We start from the raw sequence: 26,706 nt of genomic DNA on the forward strand, positions 1-26,706 counted from the left end.
AATGATTATAAAATATGTGTTTACTTTAATGAATAGTTATTGTATAGTATAGATATAAACAAATGTTAAAGCATATTAATTGTTTTGTTCCTTGTATACGTACCGGTGTCAATCACGACATCTCTATAATAATAATTTTATGAGGTGATATATTTATGTCAAAGCTATTAACCGTATACGAGGTTTCAGATCTATTACAAGTCCATTTTAACACTGTGTATGAACTTGTGAGGCAAAACAAAATTAAACATATAAGAATAGGGAAACAAATAAGAATTCCTGAGAATGCATTCAATGAATTCATTGAATGCACCAGTTAAATATAAGCGTGTTCAAACTTGGAGATGCTTATACAGTTATTTCAAGTAAGGATGTTTACTATGACTAGAAAACTTATATTTACTACAAGTAAGACTATGGAGATAGCGTTGAATCAAATTATAAATTTATCAAAATGTGAACAGGTCTAACAATTATTGTTGGTCTAAATAAGGAGAGGGATAATGTGAGTAGTATTAATGTAGAGCTTACCCAATTAATAGCAGTTACTTTATTTAAGGATAAGGTCATTGATTATCTAGAACGTGAAAAATCACTACTTAAGGAGGGCCATAAGAAATTTTTATATAATACTCATTATATGGATAGAATTTTAACTGATATCATTAGTATAAGTAAGTTAGAGGAGTTTGGGATTATTGGCTGTGGTGTGGACGATGATGAAGATATACCGTTTTAACCCTATAACACACTACTAATCTTCTTGTAATATAGTGAAGTTATTGTAGAGTTTTTATATTGATTTGAGGAGGTAAAGCTTGTATTAACAAAGCCTTGCCTCCTGTTTTAAGAAGTTAAAATGAAGTGGTGAAAAATAGGTATATTATATATATTAAGAGTATAAATATAATTACTTTACTTAGTGATAAATCATTATGGAAGACATGTTCATCAGAGTCTTTTAAAGACCGTGCATCCCATTAAGTGCATTATCAATTACCTATGTAGATGTTCTAAACATGGATAGGTATCTATCAAAAAAGACATGTATAGTAGTTAACGATGAAAATAAAATTTTAGTTAGTATAGAGAATCTACAAGAATGATTTGACTTACTTAAAAAGATAATGATACCTTGTGCAAACATAGAGTATGCTCTATCGTACAAAGGAACTACCATTGTATAGAGACTGGCAGCCATAGATTTAAAGGATTAGATCAGGAACTTGATAAACTTAAAAGTAAATAATTTAATTTAAGGAGGCAATGGATAAAGTACATTGTATATGGCCACTTAGTTTGCTTATAATAATGTGTAACGAACTTTTCTTTTAGTACTATGTGTAAGTCCTGTAGGTCTTTGTTTATAAGGCCTACAGGACTTACGTAAGGGAGGAATCGAAATGGCTAAAGATAGATTAGTTTTATTCATACAAGGCGTTGATATTAATGAAGTAAAGCAACTATATAAGTTTAGGAGAGTACAGAATGATAACACTTATTACATAAAGAGATATGGTATGAATTTAGCTAATGACGATATTCATATAGGCTATAATATGATAAACAACGATAGAGGTGATATAAGGTTATCACTAAATGTTCCCTACTTAAGCTTTAAATATGGTATGCATGGTGTTGAAACAACAACAAATGGGTTTCTTGATATATTGGCCAAAGCTATAATAGACTTCATAGACCTAGATAAGATCTCAGACTCCCATAGTATTAAGATATCTATTGATGAAACTAATTTAGATATTATACTTCCACAACAACAAATTGAGCAGATGTTGAATCTTTTATCAAAGACACAGGTACCTAGAATGAAAGTAGATAATAGGTTATTAGATAAAGGAACAGTGTATTTTTATAGTGGTAATAATATTGATAATCCAGGTTTCAAAATAAGAATCTATGATAAGACTAAAGAACTAAGGGAGAAAGGTAAAGATATTAATGAGCTTAAACTAGAGGGCAATGGATTGTTACGAATTGAACATAGTTATAGAAGGAGAAAGACCTGTAGAGAACTAAAAAAACAAGACTACCTAATTCGTTTAAGGAATAGCCCTATTGTATTAGGTACTACAAATACTAAGATACAACAGGACGCTAAAACTAGTGTAAACCGTTATGATAATATATTCAAATTAGTTAAAATGAATCAATACAAGGACAATAGGTATGTTAATAACCATAATAAATATAGTAAAGGTATTACTGAATACGTAAAATTATGGGGCGATAGTAATGAGGAACAAGTGAAGATAGCTTTTGTATCGTCACAGTTAATAGTGTTACAAAGGCAAAATAACCTTAGGGAACTAGGTAGCATATTAAGCGCTGGATATCAATCGGAATTAAGAGATACTCTAATACAAGTATTACATTTAGATAAAAAGGTTCTTACAAGAGCTGGATTAATGAACTGTATTGATAACAATGCAAAACTGTCGCCAAATGCCAAGAAAACAGCAAGAAGGATAGTAAGATACTTAAATAAAGAAATAGAGACTATAAGTGTTAGCCAGTCAACACTTGATAAATATAAGAAGCTTATACTTAGTCAGGGATACCATTATATATATTCAAAAGATGAAATAGAACCACAAAATTATACGTATGATAGTGAAATGAATCAAGTTAATAATATTAATGAATTTATTAACGTTAAGGATGACAGTAAAAGCATACAGGAGGAGCAAGAAAAGATTGTTAGTATGGTCAAGTGACATGATTGTTGATACAACTTAAGGGAGCGGTTGGTATATAAATTAGTATGCTAGAGCATTTTAGAAAAAATTTAGTGTAGTAATGTATAAGCCATTTATTTCACCTCCGAGAACTTATATGTGAGTCTGTAAGAAGCCAAATATAAGAAAGGTTGCCAGCCTTGTAGATACTGTGGCATCTTTAGTATTAGAACAGTTATAGTATCATTAGCTTATTACTCATCATACATTTCAGTTAATACGTTAGAAAAGAACTTAGACGATTCAAGCAACATAGGTTTAAATTCAGCTAGTTTTAATTTTAACTTTCGGTACCTAATTCAGTAATAGCTTAGAACTTCCTAGATGGAGTGCTTTTAGCATTTTCAATGTATCCTGCGTTAAACATCCTCTCTAAAAGTGGATAGTAGGTTCCGTGTGAAGGCCCCAAAATATTAAAACTAACACCTCTTCGAATCTCTGTTAACATTTATCCTATTGTACTCAGCCTTATAGTCATTATTAGTATTCCTTGTTAAGTGTGAAAGGTTATTTAGAAGTAATAAGAGTCCCTATACCACAGGAACTCCTCCTGAAAAGGATATTGTGTCAACACGTATGTATTATGACTATATAATTGAATTGAAAGATGAGGGTATACACATTGTTACAACCTCCTCTAATAATAACCTTATTCCAATCAAGTCACTAATTATAGGACAGCACAGATGCTACTCTTAACATCTTATTGCTAAGTATATTATATCAACAATACCTTTGGATATCAATGGTTTAGAGGTGTTTAAGGCTAGTTAATAGGAATGAATAGGCTTGTATACCACATACATTGTTGGTTACAATACTTCGTCTTAGTCGGTATATACAATTACCCTTTATACCCATAATACCAGCCTCCCTTTATAATTAATTATGCTACATTTTGTATCACAGTGTTTTTAAACTCTCACAAAACACCATCTAAAGGTACTACTGAGGGAATGACTACTAAGTCACTCATATGAGAACCGCATAGGTAGATCATCTAAATTGGCTTATAAATAATATCTTATATACATTTGTACTACTACATTTATAGTACTACAAATGTATATAGCGTTGTACTACTAATGATTGTGCTACTATAGTCGTAGTACTATATAAATCCTATTTACTTCATTGTATTATTCTTAACCAACCGTCTTATCATTGATTTGAGAGCGTTATGGCAATAGACATAGTAGAAAGCCTCTATCAAGCTTGGATTGCTTGATAGAGGCTTATTAAATACTTATAACCACTCCTTAATAATATATTGTTTGTCAAAAGTAAAGAACATACTCCTACAAGAAGTATGTTCTTTGATCTGCGTTATTAAGCGATAATAACTTTATAGAAACCTAAACAGTTCCTATAGATTTAGTATACCACATTTCTTATTTCGTGTAACTCTAAACATACAAGCCTATCGTCGATATAAACACCCATGGTAATCAAACAAAGAAGTTAGCCTCTTCTAAGCTTAGATTACTTCATAAGATGCCTAGAGGTTAATGCTGTTGTATACATCAGTTATAACTTCCTTAGTAATACCAATATACCTAAGTGTTATGGCTTGGTTACTATGGTTTAACATCTTCTGTAGTGTTGGCAGTATTAGAGGGTTATCCTTAGCATTGTTCATGTATATGTGATAGGCCCATGTCTTACGAAGACTATGAGTGCCATAGTTCCCTTTAACATTCAGATCCCTAAGTGTCCCCTTAATAATCTTATGGGTTGCCTCAACAGTCAAGTGTCCTCCTCCCTTCTGACTTCTAAATAAGTAGTCCTCTAAGGTGTATTCTTTAATGCTAGAAAGATAATACTTGATTGCTCCCCTTGCAGCTATATTAAGTGTAAGGTCCCTACTCTTACCTGTCTTCTGTTCCTTGATAAGAATTGAATCAACCACCTCTCCATTTTCAAGGACATCCCGTACCTTAAGTTCTAATAGATCCCCAGCTCTAAGACCAACATTGATCCCTACAACGAATATAATATAGTCCCTCTTATTCTCCTTCCCCTTAAGATACTGCTGAACCTTCTCAATATCCTTTAACTTCTTAATTGGTTCAACCTCCATAGGCTTTGGAATACCTCTTATGTTTAGATTGTTATTCATTTGGACCACCTCCCTATTTAGTTAAGTTATATTCAAATACCACCGTTAGTTGGCATTATGTTTATGAATTCTAGGACTGTCTTGGCTTGAATACTCTTGAAAGCTATATACACCAATACCTCACTACATTTAGATAAATGCCAACTTATATCCTTTGTTGGCATTATGCTACCCTATATTATCATTGTAATCAATGACAGTACACTTAAATCTTATAACATTGTAATATTAGCATGACAGCATACACAACCTATATTTAATAACCTCACTCATAAATTCAGTTAGAGTATCACCACCTCCTATGGAGTAGGATTACCAACTCCCCCCCTTTATCCCGTTAGGGATTAGCTTTAGCTATAGGTTTCATCATCAACCCTAATAATGACTAATATACCTTAAAGGCTGGGCTCCTTAAACTGCTTACCTGGTGTTATAACCCTCACCTCAATACATTGATCCTCAACCTTTGTAACAAGATCCTTAACTTCATCATAAATTTTAGTTAACATCTCAAGTACTTCAATGTTAGGGTTGTCCAGTTTCTCTTCAACACTTTGAATGGTAGTTGCAACAACCTTCTCTTGCTTCTCATTGTATATTTGACTTAGTATGTTAGAAAAGAACTTAGAGGACTCAATAAGCATAGTTCTAAATTCACTTCGTTTGAATATCAATTCTTGCCTTCCTATATCAGTAATGTCATAGAACTTCATAGAATTAGTAGTCTTAACATTATTAATGTATCCTGCTTTCACCATATCATCTAAGAGAGGATAGTAAGTACCATGTGAAGGCTTCCAAATATCAGTACTACCAGCCCTCTCGATCTCTGTTAGCATCTCTTTGCCATATAGAGGTTCATCACTCTTGTCTAGTAAAAACAGAGTATATATCAGTAGAAGATTTGAACTAGACATCTTAGTAGGGAACAACTTATTATACTTAGCCTTGTAGTCATGGTCAGTGTCTATCTTTACAAGCTTATACCTCCCTTTTAAACTTAACCGCTTACTTGTTCTTTTTTTATTGTTCATAATATAATGACCTCCTTCTATAATCAAGCAGTTTAAGGTCCTACTTAGGACCACTAGAAATAGACTATCCCACTAAGGAATAGCCTACAGTTATAACAGTATTGATACTAACTACTTATGATTTGAAAAAAGATATCACCCTTGCCCTGCTAAGGGCTCTTTCTCTAATAAGTCTAGGGTTAATAGTATTAGTTATTGATATATAGCTTATGTGTTGTAGCAACTTAGCGAATGTCTAAATATTAAATCTCTCTGCTGAAGGAGGATCCGTTTTGGACACCTCTTTATCTCGATTAACCAAGGGGTACGTGTTTTACGGACCCCTTGGTAATGGCTTGATACTGAATCGATTGGATTAGTATATACCAATGCTTCCACTATATAATCTTTTGCATCTAACTTAAGTCATCTCATATTGAACGTATAAGTGTTAATATCCTATCAAATTTATCAATCTACAGGATATTAGCTACAGACACATTCTTTATTTAGTCCTAGTTGACTAGAAAGGAAAAGAAAAATCACCCTTGCCCTGCTAAGGGCTCTTTCCCTATCAAGACAACGATAACCTAGACATCTGATGGAAAAAGACCATATAGGTAGCAGTATCAGTAACTATACTGAAGGCATACAAGTAGTACTAATGTTCCTATTAGCTGGCCTCTTGTATTCTCAACACTATGCTTTAAGGGTTCACATATTATTAGTTATAGATGCATTCTTAATCCAGGTGTAGTTTTCTAAGAAGTAATAAGGAGAGAGTGCCACAGCACAAAGAGAATAGCCCCCAAAGTCACTGGTAGAAGGACTGTACAACATATAAGGAAATAATATATATATATCATCCTCTAGGTATAACAGCTGTAACTCTTAGCTGAACGTTACGTTTTGTAACGTTCACACAGATCTAATAGTAGTCTACAAAGTGTTTTCAGTCATTATTGTAGTTCCATCGTTAGCTATAACCTTTAATACGCTGTCACATGAAATGAAATATAATCATTCAAGGTAAGTGGGTTCAAGGCTCTAGAGCAAAGCGATACGTTCTTTATCTAGGTGTAGTTGACTTGGAAGTAATAAAGAGAGAGTGCCACAGCACAAGTATAATAATCCCCTGTCAGTGGTTTCAAGACATACATCATAGGATTAATGCCATTATGTAGCTGTATCAGCAGATGTACCGAAGGATTACAATAGATCTATTTCTTATATATATCTCCCCATATTAGAGCACAACAGTTCCCTTTTTATAGATAGACCTATAACAAAGTGCCTATTGCATAATATAAGACACTCAAACAATAACAGGGGATAATCATCTCCACCCTCTCTAACTTTCTTTCTACAAGAGGGGTGGGGCATGAAACTAAAGAATAGTATTTATTATATATAACCTGGTACCGAGAGAAATTATATGCTATTTTTCCATGTATATAGATGTTCTTTTGAACGTAAAGTACTGTGTAGGTAGGTCTAACAACCTATGTTTAATATGCTATATGTTTTGCTACAGGGTAATTAGCGCTAGGGTATACAGGCCACCGCCTAGAATCTATATGTTAACCTTCTAGCTCATGATTCCACAATGACAAAAGACACCTTACCCTATGGGATTATAATATAAGATGACTTGATTATGATGCTTTATATGGCTAGTTCTAATGGACTGTACCTTGTCGTAACATTAATTTTCACAAAAGTTTTAAATTACATCATAGTATTTACCAAATAAATGATATAATTGAATAAACATAAGAGAGAACAAATGGAGGTCACAATACAATGGCAGAAAATACAACAACAGTAGGGTTTGAAGATAAATTATGGTTAGCAGCGGATAAGCTTAGAGGAAGTATGGATGCATCTGAATATAAGCATGTAGTACTAGGACTAATATTTTTAAAGTATGTATCAGATTCTTTTTCAGAAAAACATGATGAGCTTCTAAAAGAAGAAGAAGGATTCGAAGAAGATAAGGATGAGTATTCAGCTGAGCGAATATTTTGGGTACCGTTGGAAGCCAGGTGGAATGAGATAGCGGCACATGCTACTTCTGTAGATATAGGCAAAAAGATAGATACAGCGATGGAACTCATAGAAAAAGAAAATCAATCTTTAAAAGGGGTATTAACCAAGAACTATTCAAGACCAGAACTTGATAAAACTAGATTAGGTGAGCTAGTAACATTATTCACTAATTTTGATATAGGTAGTGATAGTGCAAAGGAAATGGATATGCTTGGACGTGTATATGAGTACTTCCTAAGTAAGTTTGCTAGTGCTGAAGGTAAATTAGGAGGAGAGTTCTATACACCGTCCTGTATTGTACGTACTTTAGTAGAAATCATAGAACCATATTCTGGTCGTGTATATGACCCATGCTGTGGTTCTGGTGGTATGTTTTGTCAATCAGCAAAATTCGTACGCGAGCATCAAGGTAATATTAATAATATATCTGTATATGGGGAAGAAAGTAATCCTACAACATGGAAACTAGCTAAAATGAATCTAGCTCTTAGGCAAATAGAAGCAGACCTTGGAACTCATAATGCTGATACATTTCATGAAGACTTACATAAAACACTAAAAGCAAATTTTATACTAGCAAACCCACCGTTTAATGTATCAGATTGGGGTGGGGATAGGATAGAAGAAGATATCAGATGGAAGTATGGTGTGCCACCAACAGGTAATGCTAACTATGCTTGGTTACAACATATGGTACATCATCTTGCACCTAATGGAGTAATGGGTTCAGTACTTGCAAATGGTTCATTAAGTTCCAATACATCTAGTGAAGGGTCAATAAGAACTGCTATGGTAAATGATGATATAGTAGATTGTATTGTAGCGATGCCAGGACAACTATTTTATTCTACAGGTATACCGGTATCATTATGGATATTACGTAAAGATAAAGGTGAAAACACTACAGGGAAAGTATTATTTATTGATGCTAGAAATCTAGGCTATATGATAAATAGGAGATTAAAGGAGCTATCTGATGATGATATTAAGAAAATAGCTGAGACGTATCATAATTGGAAAAATGATAATGGATATGAAGATACACAAGGTTTTTGTAAATCTACCAATATAGATGAAATAGCTGAACATGGGTATGTATTAACCCCTGGTAGGTATGTTGGGATAGAAGAGGTAGAAGATGATGGAATATCTTTTGAAGAAAAGATGGAAGGTTTAACAGGCGAGTTGAGTAAGCAGCTTAAAGAATCCAAAGAACTAGAGGATAAAATTAGGAAGGCTCTAGGAGGAATTGGGTATGAAGTATAGTAAATTTGAAAAGCGTAAACTAGGAGAAATACTAAATTTTAGAAGGGGACATGACTTATGTAAAAAAGATATGATACATGGCATTTACCCTGTTGTAGGTTCAAATGGTGTAATAGGTTATCATAATAAGTTCACTACAGATGCACCTTGTTTGACTATTGGTAGAAGTGGAAATATAGGTACACCACACTTTTTAAATCAGAAATGTTGGGCTCATAACACTACGCTATATGTTGATGATTTCAAAGGCAATAATCCAGAATATATATATTATTTATTGAAAACACTTGATTTAGCTCACTATGGAGGTGGAAGTGCCGTCCCAACATTAAATAGAAATCATATACATCCTGTAGACGTAATTTTTACAACCAACACTAAGGTGCAAATTAAAATAGCACGTATTCTCTCAACCATTGATAAAAAAATAGAAATGAATAACAGCATTAATGAAAACTTACAATCTATATCTCAACTACTATTTAAACGTTGGTTTGTAGATTTTGAATTTGAAAATGAAGAAGGGTTACATTATAAATCTTCTGGGGGAGATATGGTTGATAGTGAGTTAGGCATGATTCCTAAGGGATGGAAGATAGACACTATTTTTAATATTGCAGAAGTTATAGGTGGTGGTACACCACCTACTAAAAATGAGGAATACTATACTGATAACGAAATTGCATGGATAACACCAAAGGATTTATCAGGATATACTTTCAAATTCATTTCTAGAGGAAATAGAGATATAACAGAAAGTGGATTTAAAAACAGTTCAGCAAAGTTAATTCCTAAAGGTACAGTTCTTTTTAGTTCAAGAGCACCTATAGGATATATAGCAATAGCAAAGAATGAAGCTTGTACTAACCAAGGATTTAAGTCATTGGTTCCAAAGGAAGGATTCGGAACAGAGTTTATTTATAATATATTAATTTCAAATAAGGATAAAATAGAAGGATTAGCTAATGGTTCTACGTTTAAAGAAGTTTCAGGACAAACAATTAAGGAGTTTAAAATTACTGTTCCTATAAAACCAATTCTAGATAGATTTGAAGAACTAGCAAAAGACTTGAGTAAGAAGATATTAAATAATGAAGAAGAAATTATTACATTAACAAATCTTAGAGATACCCTTCTCCCAAAACTAATGAATGGAGAAATAGACCTAGATAACTTAGAAATAAATCTTTAAAAGTGAGGTGATACCAATGGCATTTACGGAAGACACCTTGGAAAAAGCAATAATAGAACAGTTTCAATCTGCAGGCTATGAACATCTATATGGACCTAGTATTGAACGTGATTATAGTGAAGTTATAATTAAAGATGAATTCTTTGAATATATTGCCAGTATAAATAAAGGAATAACACAAGATATATTAGAAGAAGCTTATAAGCAGGTAAAGAACTTAGGGTTAATTAAGCTGGTAGAAATTAATCAAGCTTTTCACAAGCGTTTAGTTGAAGGCGTTTTGATTCCTTATAAAAAGGGAGATGAGAATAAAACCTTTCAAGTTAAGCTTATAGACTTTGAAAATGTTAATGCTAATGATTTTAAAGTAGTTAATCAATATACCATCAAAGAATTTAAAACAAAGAGACCAGACATAATTATATATGTTAATGGAATCCCTTTGGTTGTTTTTGAACTTAAGAACGCTATGAAGAATGATACTACTATAGAAAATGCTTATAATCAGATAAAGAACTATCAGTTAGATATACCATCGTTGTTTTACTATAACGCCTTTAACGTTATATCAGATGGAGTGACTGCAAGCGTGGGAACTATATCAGCTGATTTTTCTAGATACATGGTATGGAAGTCTAGAGATGGAGAAGCACCTGAAGGCGTGTTTAATCCCATTGATGTGCTACTTGATGGTGTATTTAGAAAAGATAGGTTGCTAGATATTATTAGAAATTATATTTTATATCAAGATGTAAAAGGTAATAACGTAAAGATTGTGGCAGGGTATCATCAATATTTTGCTGTGACCAAGGCAATTAGCAGAACCAAGGAATCATTAGCTAATCATGATAAAAAAGTAGGGGTAGTTTGGCATACTCAGGGCAGTGGTAAAAGCTTCTCTATGGTGTTTTATACAGGATTACTTGTAACAGATCCAACGCTAAATAATCCTACAGTTGTAGTGTTAACGGATAGAAATGATTTAGATAACCAATTATACTTAACCTTTGCAGCTTGCTCAAAGCTATTACTTAGACAAGAGCCTAAACAAGCTAAGGATAGAGAACATCTTAAGGAGCTACTAAGTGTAAATGCTGGTGGAATAATATTTACAACCATTCAGAAGTTCGAGGAGAATCCTAATGAGCTATCTCTGAGAAGTAATATAATCTTTATAGCTGATGAAGCTCATCGTTCACAATATGGATTAGAGGCCAAGCTTAATAGAACTACAGGTGAATGGAAGTATGGATATGCAAAAAATATGCGTGATGCGCTTCCTAATGCTACGTTTATAGGGTTTACAGGTACACCAATAGATTTTAATGATAAATCTACAAGAGATATTTTTGGAGAATATATTGATGTATATGATATGACACAAGCTGTTGAAGATGGAGCAACTGTTCCCATTTACTATGAAAATAGAACTGCTAAATTAAAACTAGATGAAGTAGTTTTAAAGCAAATAGACACGGAGTATGCTAGAGTAGCAGAGGAAACTACTCAATATATTATAGATAAATCCATGCAAGACCTATCTAAACTAGAAACTATAATAGGTTCAAAGCAAAGACTTGAAATGCTGGCTAAAGATATAATAAAGCACTACGAGGAACGCCAATACGTACTTACAGGAAAAGCTATGATAGTATGTATGACCAGAAAGATAGCAATAAATCTTTATAATGAAATATTAGCCGAAAGGCCAAATTGGATTAACAAGGTAAAAGCGGTTATTACAGAAAGTAATCAAGACCATGAAAATTGGCATGATATCATTGGCAATAAGGAATATAGAAAGAATTTAGCTATTGAATTCAAGGATGAAAAAAGTGAAATGAAGATAGCCATAGTAGTTGATATGTGGCTAACGGGATTTGATGTTCCATCTATGGCTACTATGTATATAGACAAGCCTATGAAGGGACATAACTTAATGCAAGCAATTGCCAGGGTTAATAGAGTATATAAGGATAAAGAAGCAGGGCTTGTGGTCGACTATATAGGCATGGCAGCGGAACTTAAAAATGCATTAAACCAATATACCAACAGAGATAAAGACAAGGTGCCTGATGTGAGTATGGCGTTAAACGTAGCACTAGAGAAACTAGAGATAATGAAAGACTTCTTTTATGGTTTTGATTATAATGAATTCTTTGGAGAATCAGTTAAAGCAAGACTAGATATTTTGTTAAAGGGTATTAACTATGCCCTAGGATTTGGTGAAGAAGATTCTAAGCTATTTATTAGAGAGGCAACAGCCTTAAGTCAAGCTGAAACATTATGCAAGGCCTTGCTTAATGAAAATCAAAAGAAAGAGATAGAATATTTCAAAGGAGTAAAAGCTGGTGTATGTAAGGTAGCTAATAGAGGTAAGCTTACTGCTAATGAAGTGAATGCAAGAATAGAGGTAATAATAGAACAAGCTATACAACAAGAAGGAGTATTCAACATTTTTGAAGCTTCTAATCAAGCTAACCCTGAAATATCAATATTATCAGAGGAATACATGAATAGTATCAAAAACATGAAGCATAAGAACATAGCTGCCGAGTTGCTTAGAAAGTTACTTGAGGATAATATAAAAGTATTCCAAAGAAGCAATGTTGTTAAATCGGAGTTGTTCTCTAAAAAATTAAAAGATTTAATGAAGAAGTATAATAATAGAATGATTACAAGTGCGGAAGTAATACAAGAACTACTTAACCTTTCTAAAGACATCGTAACCGCCGTAAAAGAAGGGGAAGAGAAAGGTCTATCAGTAGAAGAATATGCCTTTTACGAGGCGCTAGTGGCTGACCCTAAAGTGCTAGAGGAGATGCAAGATACCACCTTAATAGCAATGGCTCATGAGTTAACTGAAATGGTAAGAAAGAATAAGACAATAGATTGGGACAAAAAGGAATCAGCAAGGGCCGCTATGAGAAGAATGGTTAAAAGATTACTTAGGAAATACAAATATCCCCCAGAAAGAGCAGATGGAGCTGTAAGCATAGTTATCAAACAAGCAGAGCTGATGAGTGCTGGAATATAGAGATAACGATATGATGTTATTCAGAGCATAGCAAGAGGCAAAATTGAATTTGATATCCATAAACAAAAATATTTTAACAGTCATTGGATATGAGGTGTAGTGTTACTTTAATAAAATGGAGGTACTATAAGATGGATAAACAAAACTTATCATTGATTAAAAATAGATTTGATTCAATAGTTCATAATTTAGATGAAAACACTGAGTTTTGGTATGCTCGAGAATTGCAAGGATTACTTGGATATAAGCGTTGGGAAAATTTTGAAACTACAATTAAAAGAGCATTGACTTCCTGTGAAACAAGTGGGATTGAGGCTAAAGACCATTTTCGTGACGTCACGAAAATGGTTGAACTGGGAAGTGGAACAAAAAGAAATATAGCTGATTACATGTTAACAAGATATGCTTGTTATTTAATAGCTCAAAATGGTGATACAAAAAAAGAAGAGATCGCATTTGCTCAAAGTTATTTTGCAGTGCAAACAAGAAAGCAAGAACTTATTGAAGATAGAATGAACTTTCTTGTAAGAATGGAGGCTCGTGATAGGCTAAAGGAGTCTGAAAAGCAGTTGTCTCAAAATATTTATGAGCGTGGCGTGGACGACGCAGGTTTTGGACGGATTCGTTCAAAGGGTGACAATGCTTTGTTTGGGGGCTATTCTACACGAGAAATGAAACAAAAACTTTCAGTTAAGGATAATAGGCCATTGGCAGACTTTTTACCAACGCTAACAATTGCAGCAAAAAATCTTGCAAATGAAATGTCAAATTACAATGTTAAAGAAAGTGATTTGCAAGGTGAATATAAGATTACTGTTGAACATATTCAAAACAATAAGAGTGTTAGGGATATGCTTGGTAAGAGGGGAATACAGCCAGAAAAGCTACCACCATCTGAAGATATTAAAAAATTGGAACGTAGGGTGAAGTCAGAACAAAAGAAAATAGCAAAGCAAGCGGGTAAATTACCTGAAGATAGTGAGATAGATGAATGAAGCGTGGTAAAATTTTTGATGATATCTAACAAACAGTTGGTGAGTTGAGAAAGCACTTAACTCTAAAAGACCTATTGTAAATAAATTAGTTATTATTAATGGGAGGGATGGAATATGGGTGACGTACAAATGGAAATCTCTGTTCCAACAGATAGTGATGGATTTGTCTTATTAAGATGTAGTCTATGTGGAGAATATTTCAAAATGAAACCTAGTGAAATGGAGGCCGATGACGTTATTGAAATATGGTGTCCATGTTGTGGATTAAAAAGTGAAAATTACTTGACTGATGATGTAATTGAATTGTCATTGAAAATGGCAAAGAATGTCGCAATGAATATGATATTTGATGAGATGAAAAGATGGGAAAGACAATTTAGTAGTAATACTCTTTCATTTAAAGCTGGTAATCAATCAGAAAAAGAAGCAGAGACACCTATTGTAGCGGGGGTAGAAGCTTTGGAGATACAAAAATATAGATGTTGCAAGAGAGAAGCAAAAATAAAACCATTAATAAAAATGTGTGGCAGCCATTGTCCATATTGTGGGGTGAAGTATGATTAATATAAATAAGAAGGAATTGAAAATTATTAGCTATAACTTTAACTGTAGGGCAAATAGATTGCTAAGAGTGTTGTATTTAGAAATTCCGTCTGTACTTAAAATGTTTATAAGCTATATTGAAAGCAGTTCTATAATTTATGATTATGTTAAGTCTTGTAAGAGAGAGAACTTTGAAATTGATAAAGAAATACAAGAAGTCAGTAATAGCTATGGGCGAATGATATTTAGTTTAGGAAATACAATTGAAGAGGAAGTCTATACTGTATATAATATATTAAAATATATTTATGAAAACGATATAAGTATTACGTCAATAGCGAGAAGCTATTCAGATGCTAAAGAATATCAGACAATGGTTAAAGACTTCAATAATAGTGTGTCATTAGTGCTTATAAATAATATTGAAGCATATTTAACAAGAATAGGAATTGAGATGGGTTATGATGAGGAGGCAAAGTATTTGATTACAGTTAATGGTGGACAAGTTAATATATCAAAAGGCCAGTCAACAATTAATGCAGTACAGAATAATGGTACTAATTCAGATGAGCTAATAAAATTAATAGAAGTTATTAAAACTCTCCTAAATGATAATATTTCAAGTGACGAAAAAGAAATGATCGAAGAAAACATAGAAACAATACAAGGTGAGTTACAGAATGAGTCACCTAAGAAAGGACTTGTTAAGACTTGCATAATGGGACTAAAGGTAGCTATAACTAATTTACCAACAGCAATAGAACTTTGTACCAATGTTGAAAAGTTCATAGTCTATGTGAAGACGATGATCCCTCTATAAAATTGAGGCGTTAAAGTTAAATAATGCTAACATTTTGCTAACATGACTATCCATAATACATATTACTCATTGTTAATAAAAGTTAAGTTAAAAGCCTGTAGTCGTTGGTAATACTCAATATAAAGTTAATATAAGTTAATACTTGTTAAAGATAATTAAGCGGTAAAACTAACTACGAACCAGTTGGTCGCAGGTTCGACTCCTGTCCGACGCACCAAGACGAATGTAGGTACCTCAATAATTTGGGGTGCCTATTAATTTTTTGATGTTATCTATTGATTGGCTGATACGACACCTTAGTAAAATTATTTTTAATAGTCTTATTAAGGAAAAGGAAAATCTACTTTATTTAATATTGGCATTAAATAAAGTAGATCATGGCTATAATTGCAATAGAAGTTAGCAGAGTAACATGAATAATAAAACAATTATGTTAAATTATAAAATAATCTAAAATTAGTGCTAGGAACTTTCATTGTAGATTGCATAAAAGAATTAGATCCAATGGCGTAGGGTATGTTGAAAATGATGGGAACTGTTAAAGCACCTATTACACAGAGTATGGTGAAGTAGAGTTGGATTAAATTTAACTGAAATTTAACTAAGCGATGGGAGTATAACTTAGTAATGAGGTTTTTAACAAGTATCGAGGGAAAGTATTTCAATTTAACTGTAGATGACATTAGAGAGGATGAAAATGGAGTACCAACTGTAACAGAAGAAGAGGTAAATGCTCTAATGGATTTAGTTATAATAAACAACATTTTTGCATCAGCAAATGGTAGCTTAACTGACAAGAAAGATGCTCAAATAGGTGTACAGATAGAATTTATTTCATTAACTGTTTTTTTCAAGTCACAGTTACCTTAGTGGGATGCGAAGCGGCCAATCAGAATCACACGATGTATCAAACAATTATGTGAAGTTATAGAATTAGCTAAATAAAAATAATACCAATTTTCTCTTTTTGAGATAATTGGTATTATTTTAAATTTATTAAGACTAATCCTAGAGTTTAAAAACTTCCACTGCCTGTTTCATAAATCTATTGATTAAGTCATCTATCTTAAATTCATCTTGACCAATAAGATATGATAAAACAGTGTTATTGAAGTTTTTATACCAGTGCGCAGGTACTCCCTTTATTCCTACAATGGCCCCAACTATACTGCCTGCGGTTGCAGCAGTACAATCGTTATCCAGTCCCATTGCTACAATTTCAGAAAGAACCTTTGTAACATCATTTCCTCCAATCATAAGTCCAAAAACTGTAAGGCATGCATTATTATTAGTATGAGCCCCTGCCATACCTATGAAACGCTCCTCTACAGCCAGGCGAGCTTCCTTATAATTCTTTATGTTCGTGCCAACACTTAGTGCCCATTCTATATCCTTATATAGTGCGCATTCCTGAGGAATTTCAGTTAGGCCTATTTTAATAGCATCAACAGCATTGTTAGTTACGAAGGCAGCAGACTGAGTAGCACTGAAAAACATTTCACCATAAATACCGTTCCTTCTATGACTTAGATAAGCATCTTTATATGCCATTTCTGCTGCTTTTTCTGGATAACCTGGAGCCATATAAGCCCAAGGATCTGAACGTATGTCTGCACCTATGAATTGACAATATGGATTTTCTACATCCGCAGCCTCTAAGGCAGTTATACCTTTCTTTAAGTTTTTCAAAGCAACATCTTCTGCAGTACATGCATATGGAAGATATTTTATCCAACCTTTACCTACATCCTCTGTAGTAAAGTTAACTCCTGAATCCTCAGCTATTAACAGCCCTAGAAGCGTATATACTATATCATCGTCAACTGGTACACCATTAAGTCCTTTTCGAGTATAATCATAACACTTACTTTTTTCATATCTTAAAGCTGATGGATTAGTTATCTCGGACCAATAATCTACCGGTGGAAAGGCGTCTCCAATATATTCAGCCCAGTTCTCCATACTTTCAACAGTCCAAAATTCTACTGGTGCACCTAAGGTACAGCCAGCCATCCGAGAAAGAAAGGCTCCTTCAAGCTTTTCTCTGTATGTATCCTTATCGAGACTATCCAATAACTTTCTTGGTCCTTGTGACCTAAGCCTCTTGATTGCCTCTAAATCATCAGGCTCTTTTAAAGCTAAATCGTTATCTATTGCAGCCGCCTTAACTTTAGAAAGAGCAGCATTTAAAGTCTCTTCTACTTTTGATACAATTTCTGATAAATCCTCCGATCCATATTCGCATTTGAGTCTACTGTACTCGCAAATACTATCGCTTAGAGCTTTAATATTTTCAAATTTAGAAATATCTACATATGGCATATAACTCATCCTCCCTTTATATTTTTAATATTAATTTATTCTAGTTTAACTAAGTTGCAATTTACTAGTAATACTATTATAATAAATTTAATTAATTAATTCTCCTCAGAAAGGAGCATGACTATGCATAATCAACCAAAAAATAAATATATATTTGAATATGAGCCAATAAATTTACCACAAAACTTTCCAATAGCTATATTAGATCTTCATAAACTTAGTGAGGAGGTTACCGGGCTTCATACTCATAATTGTCTTGAAATAGGATATTGTTATGAAGGTTCAGGAATTTTTATAATAAATAATAAGGTAATTCCCTTTTCTAAAGGCGATATATCAATAATTTTTAAGAACCAATTTCATAAGGCTCAGAGTGAGAAAGGTAAGGCCAGTGTATGGCATTTCATATCCTTAGATCCAGAGAAGCTTTTATCAGAAATCAGTATTAACGAGCTTTCGATGATATCTAATATTGTAAAAGGCAGTGCTGATTTTATAAATATATTATCTCCAGATAAATATCAAGATTTAGTTTACATAGTAAAAGTAATAATATCAGAGCTTACGGGATGTTCAAACTCCTATCGTTCAGTAATAAAGGGGCTTACCTGGGCATTTTTAAAAAGTATAGGTCGATTAATAAAAGTTGAAGATACTACAAGCGTTCATTCTCAGCACTTTGATATATTAAAGGTTATACCTGCAATTAATTATATTTCTAAAAACTATATGAATCAAATACAGATAGATTACTTGGCCTCCTTGTGTAATACTAGCCTTACAAGCTTTAGAAGACATTTTAAAACTGCTTTGAAGGTTTCTCCGCTTGAATATATAGTAACCCTACGGATTCAAACTGCATCTTCACTATTGGAAAGCACCGATTATTCGGTGCTTGATATTGCTCTTAAGGTGGGTTATAATTCTCTATCCAGTTTTAACAGGCATTTTAAAAGACTAAAAGGTGTAGCCCCACTTGAATGGCGTGCTGCCCATCACACTATAGGTGTAGTTTATTAACATCTCTTTGATTACTTTAGAAGAATAAATTTAATATGGTAACAACTAATAAATATAGTATATTATTAGTTGTTACCATATTTTTATATATCTATAGTCGTTTTCTGTTCTTATTACTACATATACCCCTAATAATAACATAATCTCAGTTGATTTGAGATATATTTTAGTTGATTCTAGAGATATAAAATAGTAGCTAAATGGTATATTATAAGAGTGTAAATGATTTCATAAAAAAATCTAAGATAAGAGGAAGGTGATATGAATATGAGACAAGAAATTAATGTAAAACCAAAAATGAATGGTCAAATGAAAAAAAATATCCCCTTTTCAAAAAGATTTCTCAAACAATGGGACTTGCAAATTATGGTAATACCAGCCGTAATTTTGCTTATAGTATTCGCCTATATACCTATGTGGGGTGTACTGATGTCTTTTCAGCAATATAATCTATTCAAAGGATTTACTGGAAGTCCATGGGTTGGCTTGATGCAATTTAAAATGTTGTTTAATGCTCCAGAATTCCCTATTATTATGAGAAATACACTTGTTATAAGCATATTAAAGCTTATATTTGGATTCCCAGCACCAATAATTCTTGCTTTAATGTTTAATGAAGTTAAGTCAAAAAGATTTAAAAATGCAGTGCAAACAATAACATATATGCCATATTTTATATCGTGGGTTGTTGTTGCAGGATTTGTATTTAATATTTACGGAACTTCTGATGGGATAATTAATAGTATGTTGACATCTAGTGATCTTATACATAAACCCCTTGAGTTCCTTACTTCTCCAAAATACTTTTGGGGAATACTTGTTTCAACAGGCATATGGAAGGAGATAGGATTTGGAGCAATAATATATTTAGCTGCCATAGCTGGAATTGATCCAAGTTTGTATGAGGCTGCAAATGTTGATGGTGCAACTAAACTTCAAAAAATATTCAATATAACGCTGCCATGTATTGCGCCTACAATTGTTATACTTTTAATCTTAGCCGTTGGAAATATACTTAATTCAGGTTTTGAGGATATTCTATTGTTAACCAATAACGGTAAAAATGCTATTCTCGCGGATGTAGCTACGAATTTAGATGTATATGTTTATAAGCAGGGTCTGACGAATATGAGGTATTCCTATGCCACTGCAGCAGGATTGTTTAAATCAGTTATAAATATAATAATGCTAGGAATTGCTAACTATACTGCAAAAAAAATAAACGATACAAGTTTATGGTAAGGAGGATATTATGAAAGAATCAGGAAGTGAACGAGTAATTCAAATATTTATAATCTTTTGTCTAATTATATTATCATTTTTATGTATATTTCCAATATATAACTCAGTAGTTTTGTCATTTAATGATGGCAAGGATGCACTAAATGGAGGAATATATTTTTGGCCCAGGAAGTTTACCTTAGATAACTATAAAGTAATTTTTTCGGATAATTCAATGTTTCGTGCATTTGGTATTACGGTTGCAAGGACTGTAATTGGAACAACTATTTCCGTAATTGTAACCTCCATGTTTGCATTTGCTATGTCAAAGAAGGAACTGATAGGTGGGAAAATTTACATTAGAATGTGTATCGTAACCATGTATTTTGCTGGGGGTTTAATCCCAACATATCTTTTAATTAGGGGTCTTCATCTTAATAATAACTTTTTAGTATTTATACTTCCAGGGATAGTAAGTGTTTGGAATATGATTATTTTCAGATCGTTTTTCTCACAAATACCTGAGTCCCTTGAAGAATCAGCTAGAATAGATGGTTGTAATTATATCACTGCTTTTTTCAAAATAATAATTCCAGTATCAAAGCCAGTATATGCTTCATTAGCTTTATTTACTGCAATAGTACACTGGAATGATTGGTTTACAGCAAGTATATATATTACCGATAAAAATCTTCTTCCAATACAGACATTGTTAAATCAAAAGATAAATGCTGCATCTGCCATGGAGCAGCTTGCATCACAATCCAGTAACGCAGCAGCTTTTGTCAGCAGCTTTGGTGGAGTTACATCAAAGGCTGTAATATTAAGCTCCATGGTTGTGGCTACTTTACCAATAATAATTGTTTATCCCTTTGCACAGAAATATTTTGCTCAAGGGATTATGCTTGGATCAGTAAAGGGTTAGGTTTTATTTTATTAAATTTATTCATTATAAGCTTTAAAGCTTTATTATGATATATTACAAATATAAGAGGGGGAACGAGAAATGAAAAAAGGTTTATTAAGTAAGTCTCTATTAGTATCATTAGCTTTAGCTCTAAGCTTGGGTACCATAGTAACAGGATGTAAAAAGAAAGTGGATTCTACAAAACCAGCAGATGTTACTCAAACTTCTGCATTAAAGGATTTTAAAAATACAGAACTTACGTGGTACATTAACTATGATTGGGCAGGAGATACAGGCTGGGGTACTGACACAACTACAAAATATCTTCTTGACACCTATGGTATCAAGGTGAAGTGGGTTACCTCTAATGGTGCTTCAAAGCAAAAGCTTGCAACAATGATTGCTTCAAGTGAGTTACCAGATATTATAACACTTGAGAGAGGTGCTGATACTAATCAGCTAGTTTCAGCAGGAGTGCTACATCCTATAGATGACTATGTTAAAAAGTATCCAAACTTAATGAAGTGGTCAACACCAAAGGGATTGAAGGTTTTAGCGTCTCCGGTGGATGATAAGTTATATGGAGTACCGAATTGGTATACAAATGAAAAACATCCTTTGGGAAATTCAGGTTTTGTACTTAATGAAAAGTATTACAAGGAATTGGGACAACCAAAAATTAATAATCTTGATGATTTTTATAGCTATTTAAAAAGTATAAAAGCAAAGTATCCTGATGTGATTCCGATGTCCTTTGGAGCTGGACTTACTGGAGGTGACGTATTCTATAGTCTTTTTGCAGAAAAAAGAGATAAGGAAGCTGCGAAAAGTTTTTTCTATAAATCAGGGAACGAGCTGAAATCAGTATTTCAGGATCCTGCATATCAAGAATACCTTCTATATGTAAATAAGCTTTATAGAGAAGGCCTTATGTCCTCAGAAGACTTTACCATGAAGCAGGAACAGTGGGCTCAAAAAGCTAATAACGGTAAAATAGGAGCCTTTGCTGCAGATGATGCTTTAGGTGGAACCCAAGAAATTGATCAAGCATATAGAAAGAATGACCCACAAGGTGGATACGCACAGATAGAACCACCAGCTAAGGCAGGTATAGATAAGAGTAAAGTTACACCATCAGCTTACAGTTCGGCTGGTTGGAACCATACCGTAATTACCAATAGTGCCAAGGATCCAGAAAAAATTTATGCATTACTTGATTGGCTCACAGGACCAGATGGACAGATGATTTCAAATTATGGACCAAAGGGTCTTTACTGGGATGAAACTGTAGACTATGAGGGTACTAAGGTTCCGGTACTAACCGATAAATGGAGAAATAAAGTAGATTATAGTGAGATTGGTGAAATTAACTGGGTTGCAAACGGGGCATGGAATGCAGTAGCATCAGCTTATGACAACGAAAAGAATCCACCTAAAGCAGGGACTTGGGATGTTGCAAAAGAAACAAAAATTTCTCAAAAGTTTTCTTATAATACTGATGAGTATTTAAACATTACGCCTGATCCTACATCTCAAGAAGGCATAATATATCAATCAGTTAAGGATGAACTCACTAAGGATATAGCTAAGGTTGTCCTTTCCAAAACCGAGGCAGACGCAAAGAAAGAAATTGAGTCTGCAGATGCAAATGCAACTAAACTTGGCTTTGATAAAGTACTAAAGGTTATGACTGATAGTTGGCAGAAAAATCTTAACACTAAATAATTAAGAATTAACGGGATAGTATGGAAACATACTCTCCCGTTATTAATATCTGAAACTCCCATTAGGTTAAAAGTTTAAAGAAGGACGTGATTAAATGAATAATAAGATGTATTTAAATGTAATACACCGGGTTGACTCGGAAGAGAAGGATATAAATGCTCTGAAATTTCAACTGCAGGAAGCGCATAGACTCAATCTTAAAGTTACAAATCTGGTTACCTACCCTGCACTTTTCAAAGGAGAAATAGTAAGTTACATAAAAGGTCAGAGAGCAATATATGGAGATGAAATAGGGATACACTTTCACTGTATGGTGAATGAGGAATTTAAGGAACAATTTAAAACTGAGGAACAAGCAATATATTTTTATTCTGTGGAAGATAAAAAAGCAATTATAACAAGTTTTTTCGAGAAATTTAAAGAAGGATTCGGTTTTTATCCAGAGTCAGTAGGGTCATATATATTCGACGCACAGACAATAAACATTATTAAAGAAAAATATCCATCTGTGAAAGTGTCTATTATAAATTGCTTTGAGGAAGGCGTAAAAATGTATGAGGGAAACAACCATAGCTGGTATCTTTTTAGTGACGGCGGACCTTGGGGGGCATACTATCCCTCTAAGACAAACAGTTTGTGCCCTGCACTCAGCAAAGAAGATGACGCTGGAATAGTTGGGTTACCTCATCTTAATAGGGATATGCTTCTTGCCTTAACTAGTAGAGATGATTATTTTGCTAGCCATCCTATAAATCTTATGAGAGCAAAGATTAATAATGGTAATGAAAGCATGTATATGTATAGATTTATTGATAAATGGATAGAACAGGCAAAGTATAATGGTTATTCTTATTATAGCTTTTTTGTTAGTTCTCCATGGATAGCACCTGGACAGGGGTTTGTTGATTCCTTAGAAGATGCCAAGGAACTTTACACAAAAGCCCTATGCTATCTGAAGAAAAAAATTGATGAAGGTAAGGTAGAATCATTAACTATGACAGAGTTTGCAGACTGGTATAGAGAAAATATTGAAATAGCAAAACCTGAAGTAAACCTTTGGGAGGATATTTTATGTGGTTCAAAAAGGCAGATGTTTTGGTTTGTGGACCCATATTTGCGTGTGGCAGTTGATCCTAATATGGGTGGTTCTATCTGTGATCTTAGGGCTTATTCAGGTAGGCTTGAGAGAAATATTGGACCTGATACAGATCATCTTTGGAATGGCAATTATCCATTTTTGATTAGTACTGAACATCGAGGAGGTCCTGGAGGTACTATACACACTTTTAGTATTTCATGTAATGGAATAACCAAGATGATACATGAATATCGTACAAAATGTAACCCGGTCACAAATGCTGAAGGCTACACTGGTGTTGTAATGGACCCTATTGAGGTTTACTTTGGTGATATTAAGGTTACTGCTCAATCTAGTTACTCATTTTATGGTGGTGGGAAAATACTTATCGAGAGAGCCATTAAAGATATATCATCACCAGATGTGAGTGTTACACTTACAGAAATACACAGAGGCGGATTTGGAACAACACAGTATCCTGAAGATATGAGAGGTATAGAATTAAGTATTGCAAATTCTAGCGGCATGAAGAAAACTATAAAATATGATTATAAGTGTCGCTCTAGTAAGGTGGACGTGCCATTATATGTAGAAGCTGTTATACCTCAGATTAATTCAAAGGTTACTTTGATGCCATATGATCCTGTTGATGAAGGAAGTTTTAAGGAAGGTTATTTATTTGCACCCTTTTACACTCTTTCCTTAAATAAATTAGTAACGAAGGGAGGGACACTTAAATCATGGCTGAAGATAGAAAAGATATAAAACAATATTTATGTCCTGCATGCTTTGCCCGGGAAATAGATGTTTTTTTAAACTATGATAACAAAGATGATGAATATTACTGCATAAAGTGTTGCTACTGCGGTAATAGTAAAGATATTGAGAAGTTTTATAATTCATACCGACAGAATAAATTTAAGGATGCAGATAAACCCATATTATAAAAGTTTTATAAGTATGTAAATATTTCTAAAAATTGGAAGTATTGCAATATATATAAACTTATAATATCATTAGTTTATCAGAGTATATTTTATTTAAGCTAATGAGGAAGGGAGAACATCATGTTGAAAGTATTACTTGTTGATGATGATAGCATTGTTTTAGAAGGTCTAAAACAATTAGTTCCTTGGTCGGAATTAGGTATGGAACTAATAGGAATAGCCTTTGATGGGTTTTCAGCCATTGAAATTGTTGATAAGGAAAAACCCGAAATGATAATTGCAGATATTGCAATGCCTGTAATGTCAGGACTTGAGTTTGCTAGGCGAGCCAAGGAGTTAATACCTGATGTATTTATTGTATTTTTAAGTGGACATGCAGACTTTAACTATGCAAAACAAGCTATCCAAATGAATGCTGGGGATTATCTTTTAAAACCCGTTAATTATAACGAGTTAAGGTTAAAATTGAAAGAGTATGGAAAAATAGTTTCTGAAAGAATGAAAATAAAAAACAAGATTAGAAACTCAGCAAGATATTTAAATAATGAGTTGATGAGGCAATGGCTATATGGAGAGAGTGAAGCAGATAGTGTTGAAACAGTTCTAAAAGATAGAAAGCTTTTAACAGATGAATTTTCACTTTGTGTAGCCATAATAGAAATAGATGATATTGAACTTAAGTTTAGTGAATATGACCAAGAGGAACGTGAAAAGGTTTTAACATATACAAAAAAGATAATTATTGATTGGTTAGATAGTAGACATAAGGATTTATATTGTAAAACAGATAATGACCACATAGCTATAATCAGTATAAATGAAAAGGAGAACCTTACTACAAGCTTAGAGGAACTCATAGAATATGTAACTAAAAAAATCTCACTTTCAATTACTATAGGACTAGGTCTTGAGGTTAAAAGGTGGAAGCAGGCTGGAACTTCCTTTTCTCAAGCAAAGAAAGCATTGTCATTTAAAATGTTTAATGGGAAGGGAAAAGTAATACTATATAGTAATACAGAAATTAAAAAAGATAAGAATAATGAAAAGTATCTAAAAGAGATACTTGAGATTTTGTTCGCATCAGTAAAAGATTATCGTATTGATGATATTCAGATACAGCTTGATAAATTATTTATATTTTTGAAGGAAATACATGATAAAATGACAGTTTATAATACTACACTTTATCTTGTGTCCAAACTAGATGATTTTTTGAATACATTAAATGAAGACCTATTCCTATTATTGAATTTCAATAGACAGAGTTTAAATATTCTGTATAAGTTTGAGACTATTGATGATGTCGAAATTTGGATTAGTAATATTATGAAAGCAGTGGCAGAGCAGATAAAATTGAAGTTACAATCAGGAAAAAGCCTTATTATAGATAAAGTGGAGAAATATGTTACCATACACCTAGAAGAAAATGTAACGCTTAAGGAGGTTGCTGAGAACTTTTCAATTTCCCCTAATTACCTTGGATCTTTATTTAAGGAGGAGACTGGTGAGAACTTTAGCAATTATATGGGGCAGATGAGGATAAAAAAAGTGGGCGAGCTGCTAGAAGACACAAGTCTAAAAATTTATGAAGTGGCGGACAGACTTGGCTATAAAAATATGACTTATTTTAATATGAAATTTAAAGAGTATTTTAGTGTTTCACCAAGAGACTACCGTAAAAAGAGAGGCGACTAGG

20 protein-coding genes are annotated in these 26,706 nt (G+C 33.1%); 17 read left to right on the top strand and 3 right to left on the bottom strand.

The window, feature by feature from the left end; translation table 11 throughout:
• Positions 1–155: 155 nt before the first annotated feature.
• From ACREVX_RS00105 to ACREVX_RS00115, 3 genes are all read left to right on the top strand, one after another.
• On the top strand, positions 156–320 hold the full coding sequence (locus tag ACREVX_RS00105; RefSeq protein WP_431541989.1) for a helix-turn-helix domain-containing protein: 165 nt from the start codon (positions 156–158) through the stop codon (positions 318–320).
• A 185-nt stretch (positions 321–505) separates the two neighbouring features.
• Positions 506–739 carry a hypothetical protein gene (locus tag ACREVX_RS00110; RefSeq protein WP_431541990.1) on the top strand — a complete coding sequence of 78 codons (234 nt, stop codon included), beginning with the start codon at positions 506–508 and terminating at the stop codon, positions 737–739.
• A gap of 664 nt (positions 740–1,403) precedes the next feature.
• On the top strand, positions 1,404–2,735 hold the full coding sequence (locus ACREVX_RS00115; protein WP_431541991.1) for a hypothetical protein: 1,332 nt from the start codon (positions 1,404–1,406) through the stop codon (positions 2,733–2,735).
• 1,519 nt (positions 2,736–4,254) lie between these two features.
• Here the strand turns inward: ACREVX_RS00115 and ACREVX_RS00120 are convergent.
• Both ACREVX_RS00120 and ACREVX_RS00125 read right to left on the bottom strand, forming a co-directional pair.
• Positions 4,255–4,875 (bottom strand): tyrosine-type recombinase/integrase, encoded by a 621-nt coding sequence (locus tag ACREVX_RS00120; RefSeq protein ID WP_431541992.1) that lies wholly within the window; start codon positions 4,873–4,875, stop codon positions 4,255–4,257.
• A 395-nt stretch (positions 4,876–5,270) separates the two neighbouring features.
• Entirely contained in the window at positions 5,271–5,909 is a 639-nt protein-coding gene (locus ACREVX_RS00125) for a PadR family transcriptional regulator (protein ID WP_431541993.1), read from the bottom strand.
• Positions 5,910–7,691: 1,782 nt separating this feature from the next.
• On the opposite strand from ACREVX_RS00125, the gene ACREVX_RS00130 reads away from it, so the two are divergent.
• The 7 genes from ACREVX_RS00130 (at position 7,692) to ACREVX_RS00160 (ending at position 16,660) form a co-directional block, all read left to right on the top strand.
• The gene (locus ACREVX_RS00130) at positions 7,692–9,203 is read left to right on the top strand and encodes a class I SAM-dependent DNA methyltransferase (protein ID WP_431541994.1); all 1,512 of its coding nucleotides are present in this window, start codon (positions 7,692–7,694) and stop codon (positions 9,201–9,203) included.
• Positions 9,193–10,395: a restriction endonuclease subunit S gene (locus tag ACREVX_RS00135; protein WP_431541995.1), complete on the top strand. Its 1,203-nt coding sequence runs from the start codon at positions 9,193–9,195 to the stop codon at positions 10,393–10,395. Before ACREVX_RS00130 ends, ACREVX_RS00135 begins: the two co-directional genes overlap by 11 nt.
• A 16-nt stretch (positions 10,396–10,411) precedes the next feature.
• Positions 10,412–13,432 (top strand): type I restriction endonuclease subunit R, encoded by a 3,021-nt coding sequence (locus ACREVX_RS00140; protein WP_431541996.1) that lies wholly within the window; start codon positions 10,412–10,414, stop codon positions 13,430–13,432.
• Between the two features lie 131 nt (positions 13,433–13,563).
• Positions 13,564–14,427 (top strand): DNA damage-inducible protein D, encoded by an 864-nt coding sequence (dinD, locus tag ACREVX_RS00145; protein ID WP_431541998.1) that lies wholly within the window; start codon positions 13,564–13,566, stop codon positions 14,425–14,427.
• A 114-nt stretch (positions 14,428–14,541) separates the two neighbouring features.
• The gene (locus ACREVX_RS00150; protein WP_431541999.1) at positions 14,542–14,991 is read left to right on the top strand and encodes a TFIIB-type zinc ribbon-containing protein; all 450 of its coding nucleotides are present in this window, start codon (positions 14,542–14,544) and stop codon (positions 14,989–14,991) included.
• Entirely contained in the window at positions 14,984–15,790 is an 807-nt protein-coding gene (locus ACREVX_RS00155) for a hypothetical protein (RefSeq protein WP_431542000.1), read from the top strand. Before ACREVX_RS00150 ends, ACREVX_RS00155 begins: the two co-directional genes overlap by 8 nt.
• A 627-nt stretch (positions 15,791–16,417) precedes the next feature.
• Positions 16,418–16,660, top strand: coding sequence for a DUF2922 domain-containing protein (locus ACREVX_RS00160; RefSeq protein ID WP_431542002.1), 243 nt, complete (start codon positions 16,418–16,420; stop codon positions 16,658–16,660).
• Positions 16,661–16,798: 138 nt separating this feature from the next.
• Here ACREVX_RS00160 and ACREVX_RS00165 read toward each other — a convergent pair whose 3' ends face one another.
• Positions 16,799–18,112 (bottom strand): ADP-ribosylglycohydrolase family protein, encoded by a 1,314-nt coding sequence (locus ACREVX_RS00165; protein ID WP_431542003.1) that lies wholly within the window; start codon positions 18,110–18,112, stop codon positions 16,799–16,801.
• A 123-nt stretch (positions 18,113–18,235) separates the two neighbouring features.
• Between ACREVX_RS00165 and ACREVX_RS00170 the strand changes: the two genes are divergently transcribed.
• The 7 genes from ACREVX_RS00170 (at position 18,236) to ACREVX_RS00200 (ending at position 26,705) form a co-directional block, all read left to right on the top strand.
• Positions 18,236–19,132: a helix-turn-helix domain-containing protein gene (locus tag ACREVX_RS00170; protein ID WP_431542005.1), complete on the top strand. Its 897-nt coding sequence runs from the start codon at positions 18,236–18,238 to the stop codon at positions 19,130–19,132.
• A 261-nt stretch (positions 19,133–19,393) separates the two neighbouring features.
• Positions 19,394–20,374, top strand: a complete 981-nt coding sequence (locus tag ACREVX_RS00175; protein WP_431542007.1) for an ABC transporter permease — start codon at positions 19,394–19,396, stop codon at positions 20,372–20,374.
• 10 nt (positions 20,375–20,384) lie between these two features.
• On the top strand, positions 20,385–21,278 hold the full coding sequence (locus ACREVX_RS00180) for a carbohydrate ABC transporter permease (protein ID WP_431542008.1): 894 nt from the start codon (positions 20,385–20,387) through the stop codon (positions 21,276–21,278).
• 81 nt (positions 21,279–21,359) lie between these two features.
• Positions 21,360–22,985 carry an extracellular solute-binding protein gene (locus ACREVX_RS00185; protein WP_431542010.1) on the top strand — a complete coding sequence of 542 codons (1,626 nt, stop codon included), beginning with the start codon at positions 21,360–21,362 and terminating at the stop codon, positions 22,983–22,985.
• Positions 22,986–23,079: 94 nt separating this feature from the next.
• Positions 23,080–24,828, top strand: coding sequence for a DUF3863 domain-containing protein (locus tag ACREVX_RS00190; RefSeq protein WP_431542011.1), 1,749 nt, complete (start codon positions 23,080–23,082; stop codon positions 24,826–24,828).
• The gene (locus ACREVX_RS00195) at positions 24,804–25,010 is read left to right on the top strand and encodes a hypothetical protein (protein ID WP_431542012.1); all 207 of its coding nucleotides are present in this window, start codon (positions 24,804–24,806) and stop codon (positions 25,008–25,010) included. The genes ACREVX_RS00190 and ACREVX_RS00195 overlap by 25 nt, the downstream gene beginning before the upstream one ends.
• Before the next feature lie 120 nt (positions 25,011–25,130).
• On the top strand, positions 25,131–26,705 hold the full coding sequence (locus tag ACREVX_RS00200) for a response regulator transcription factor (protein ID WP_431542013.1): 1,575 nt from the start codon (positions 25,131–25,133) through the stop codon (positions 26,703–26,705).
• The last annotated feature ends 1 nt before the right edge of the window (position 26,706 follow it).

Source organism: Clostridium sp. (assembly GCF_050717545.1).
Taxonomy (GTDB): domain Bacteria; phylum Bacillota; class Clostridia; order Clostridiales; family Clostridiaceae; genus Clostridium_AD.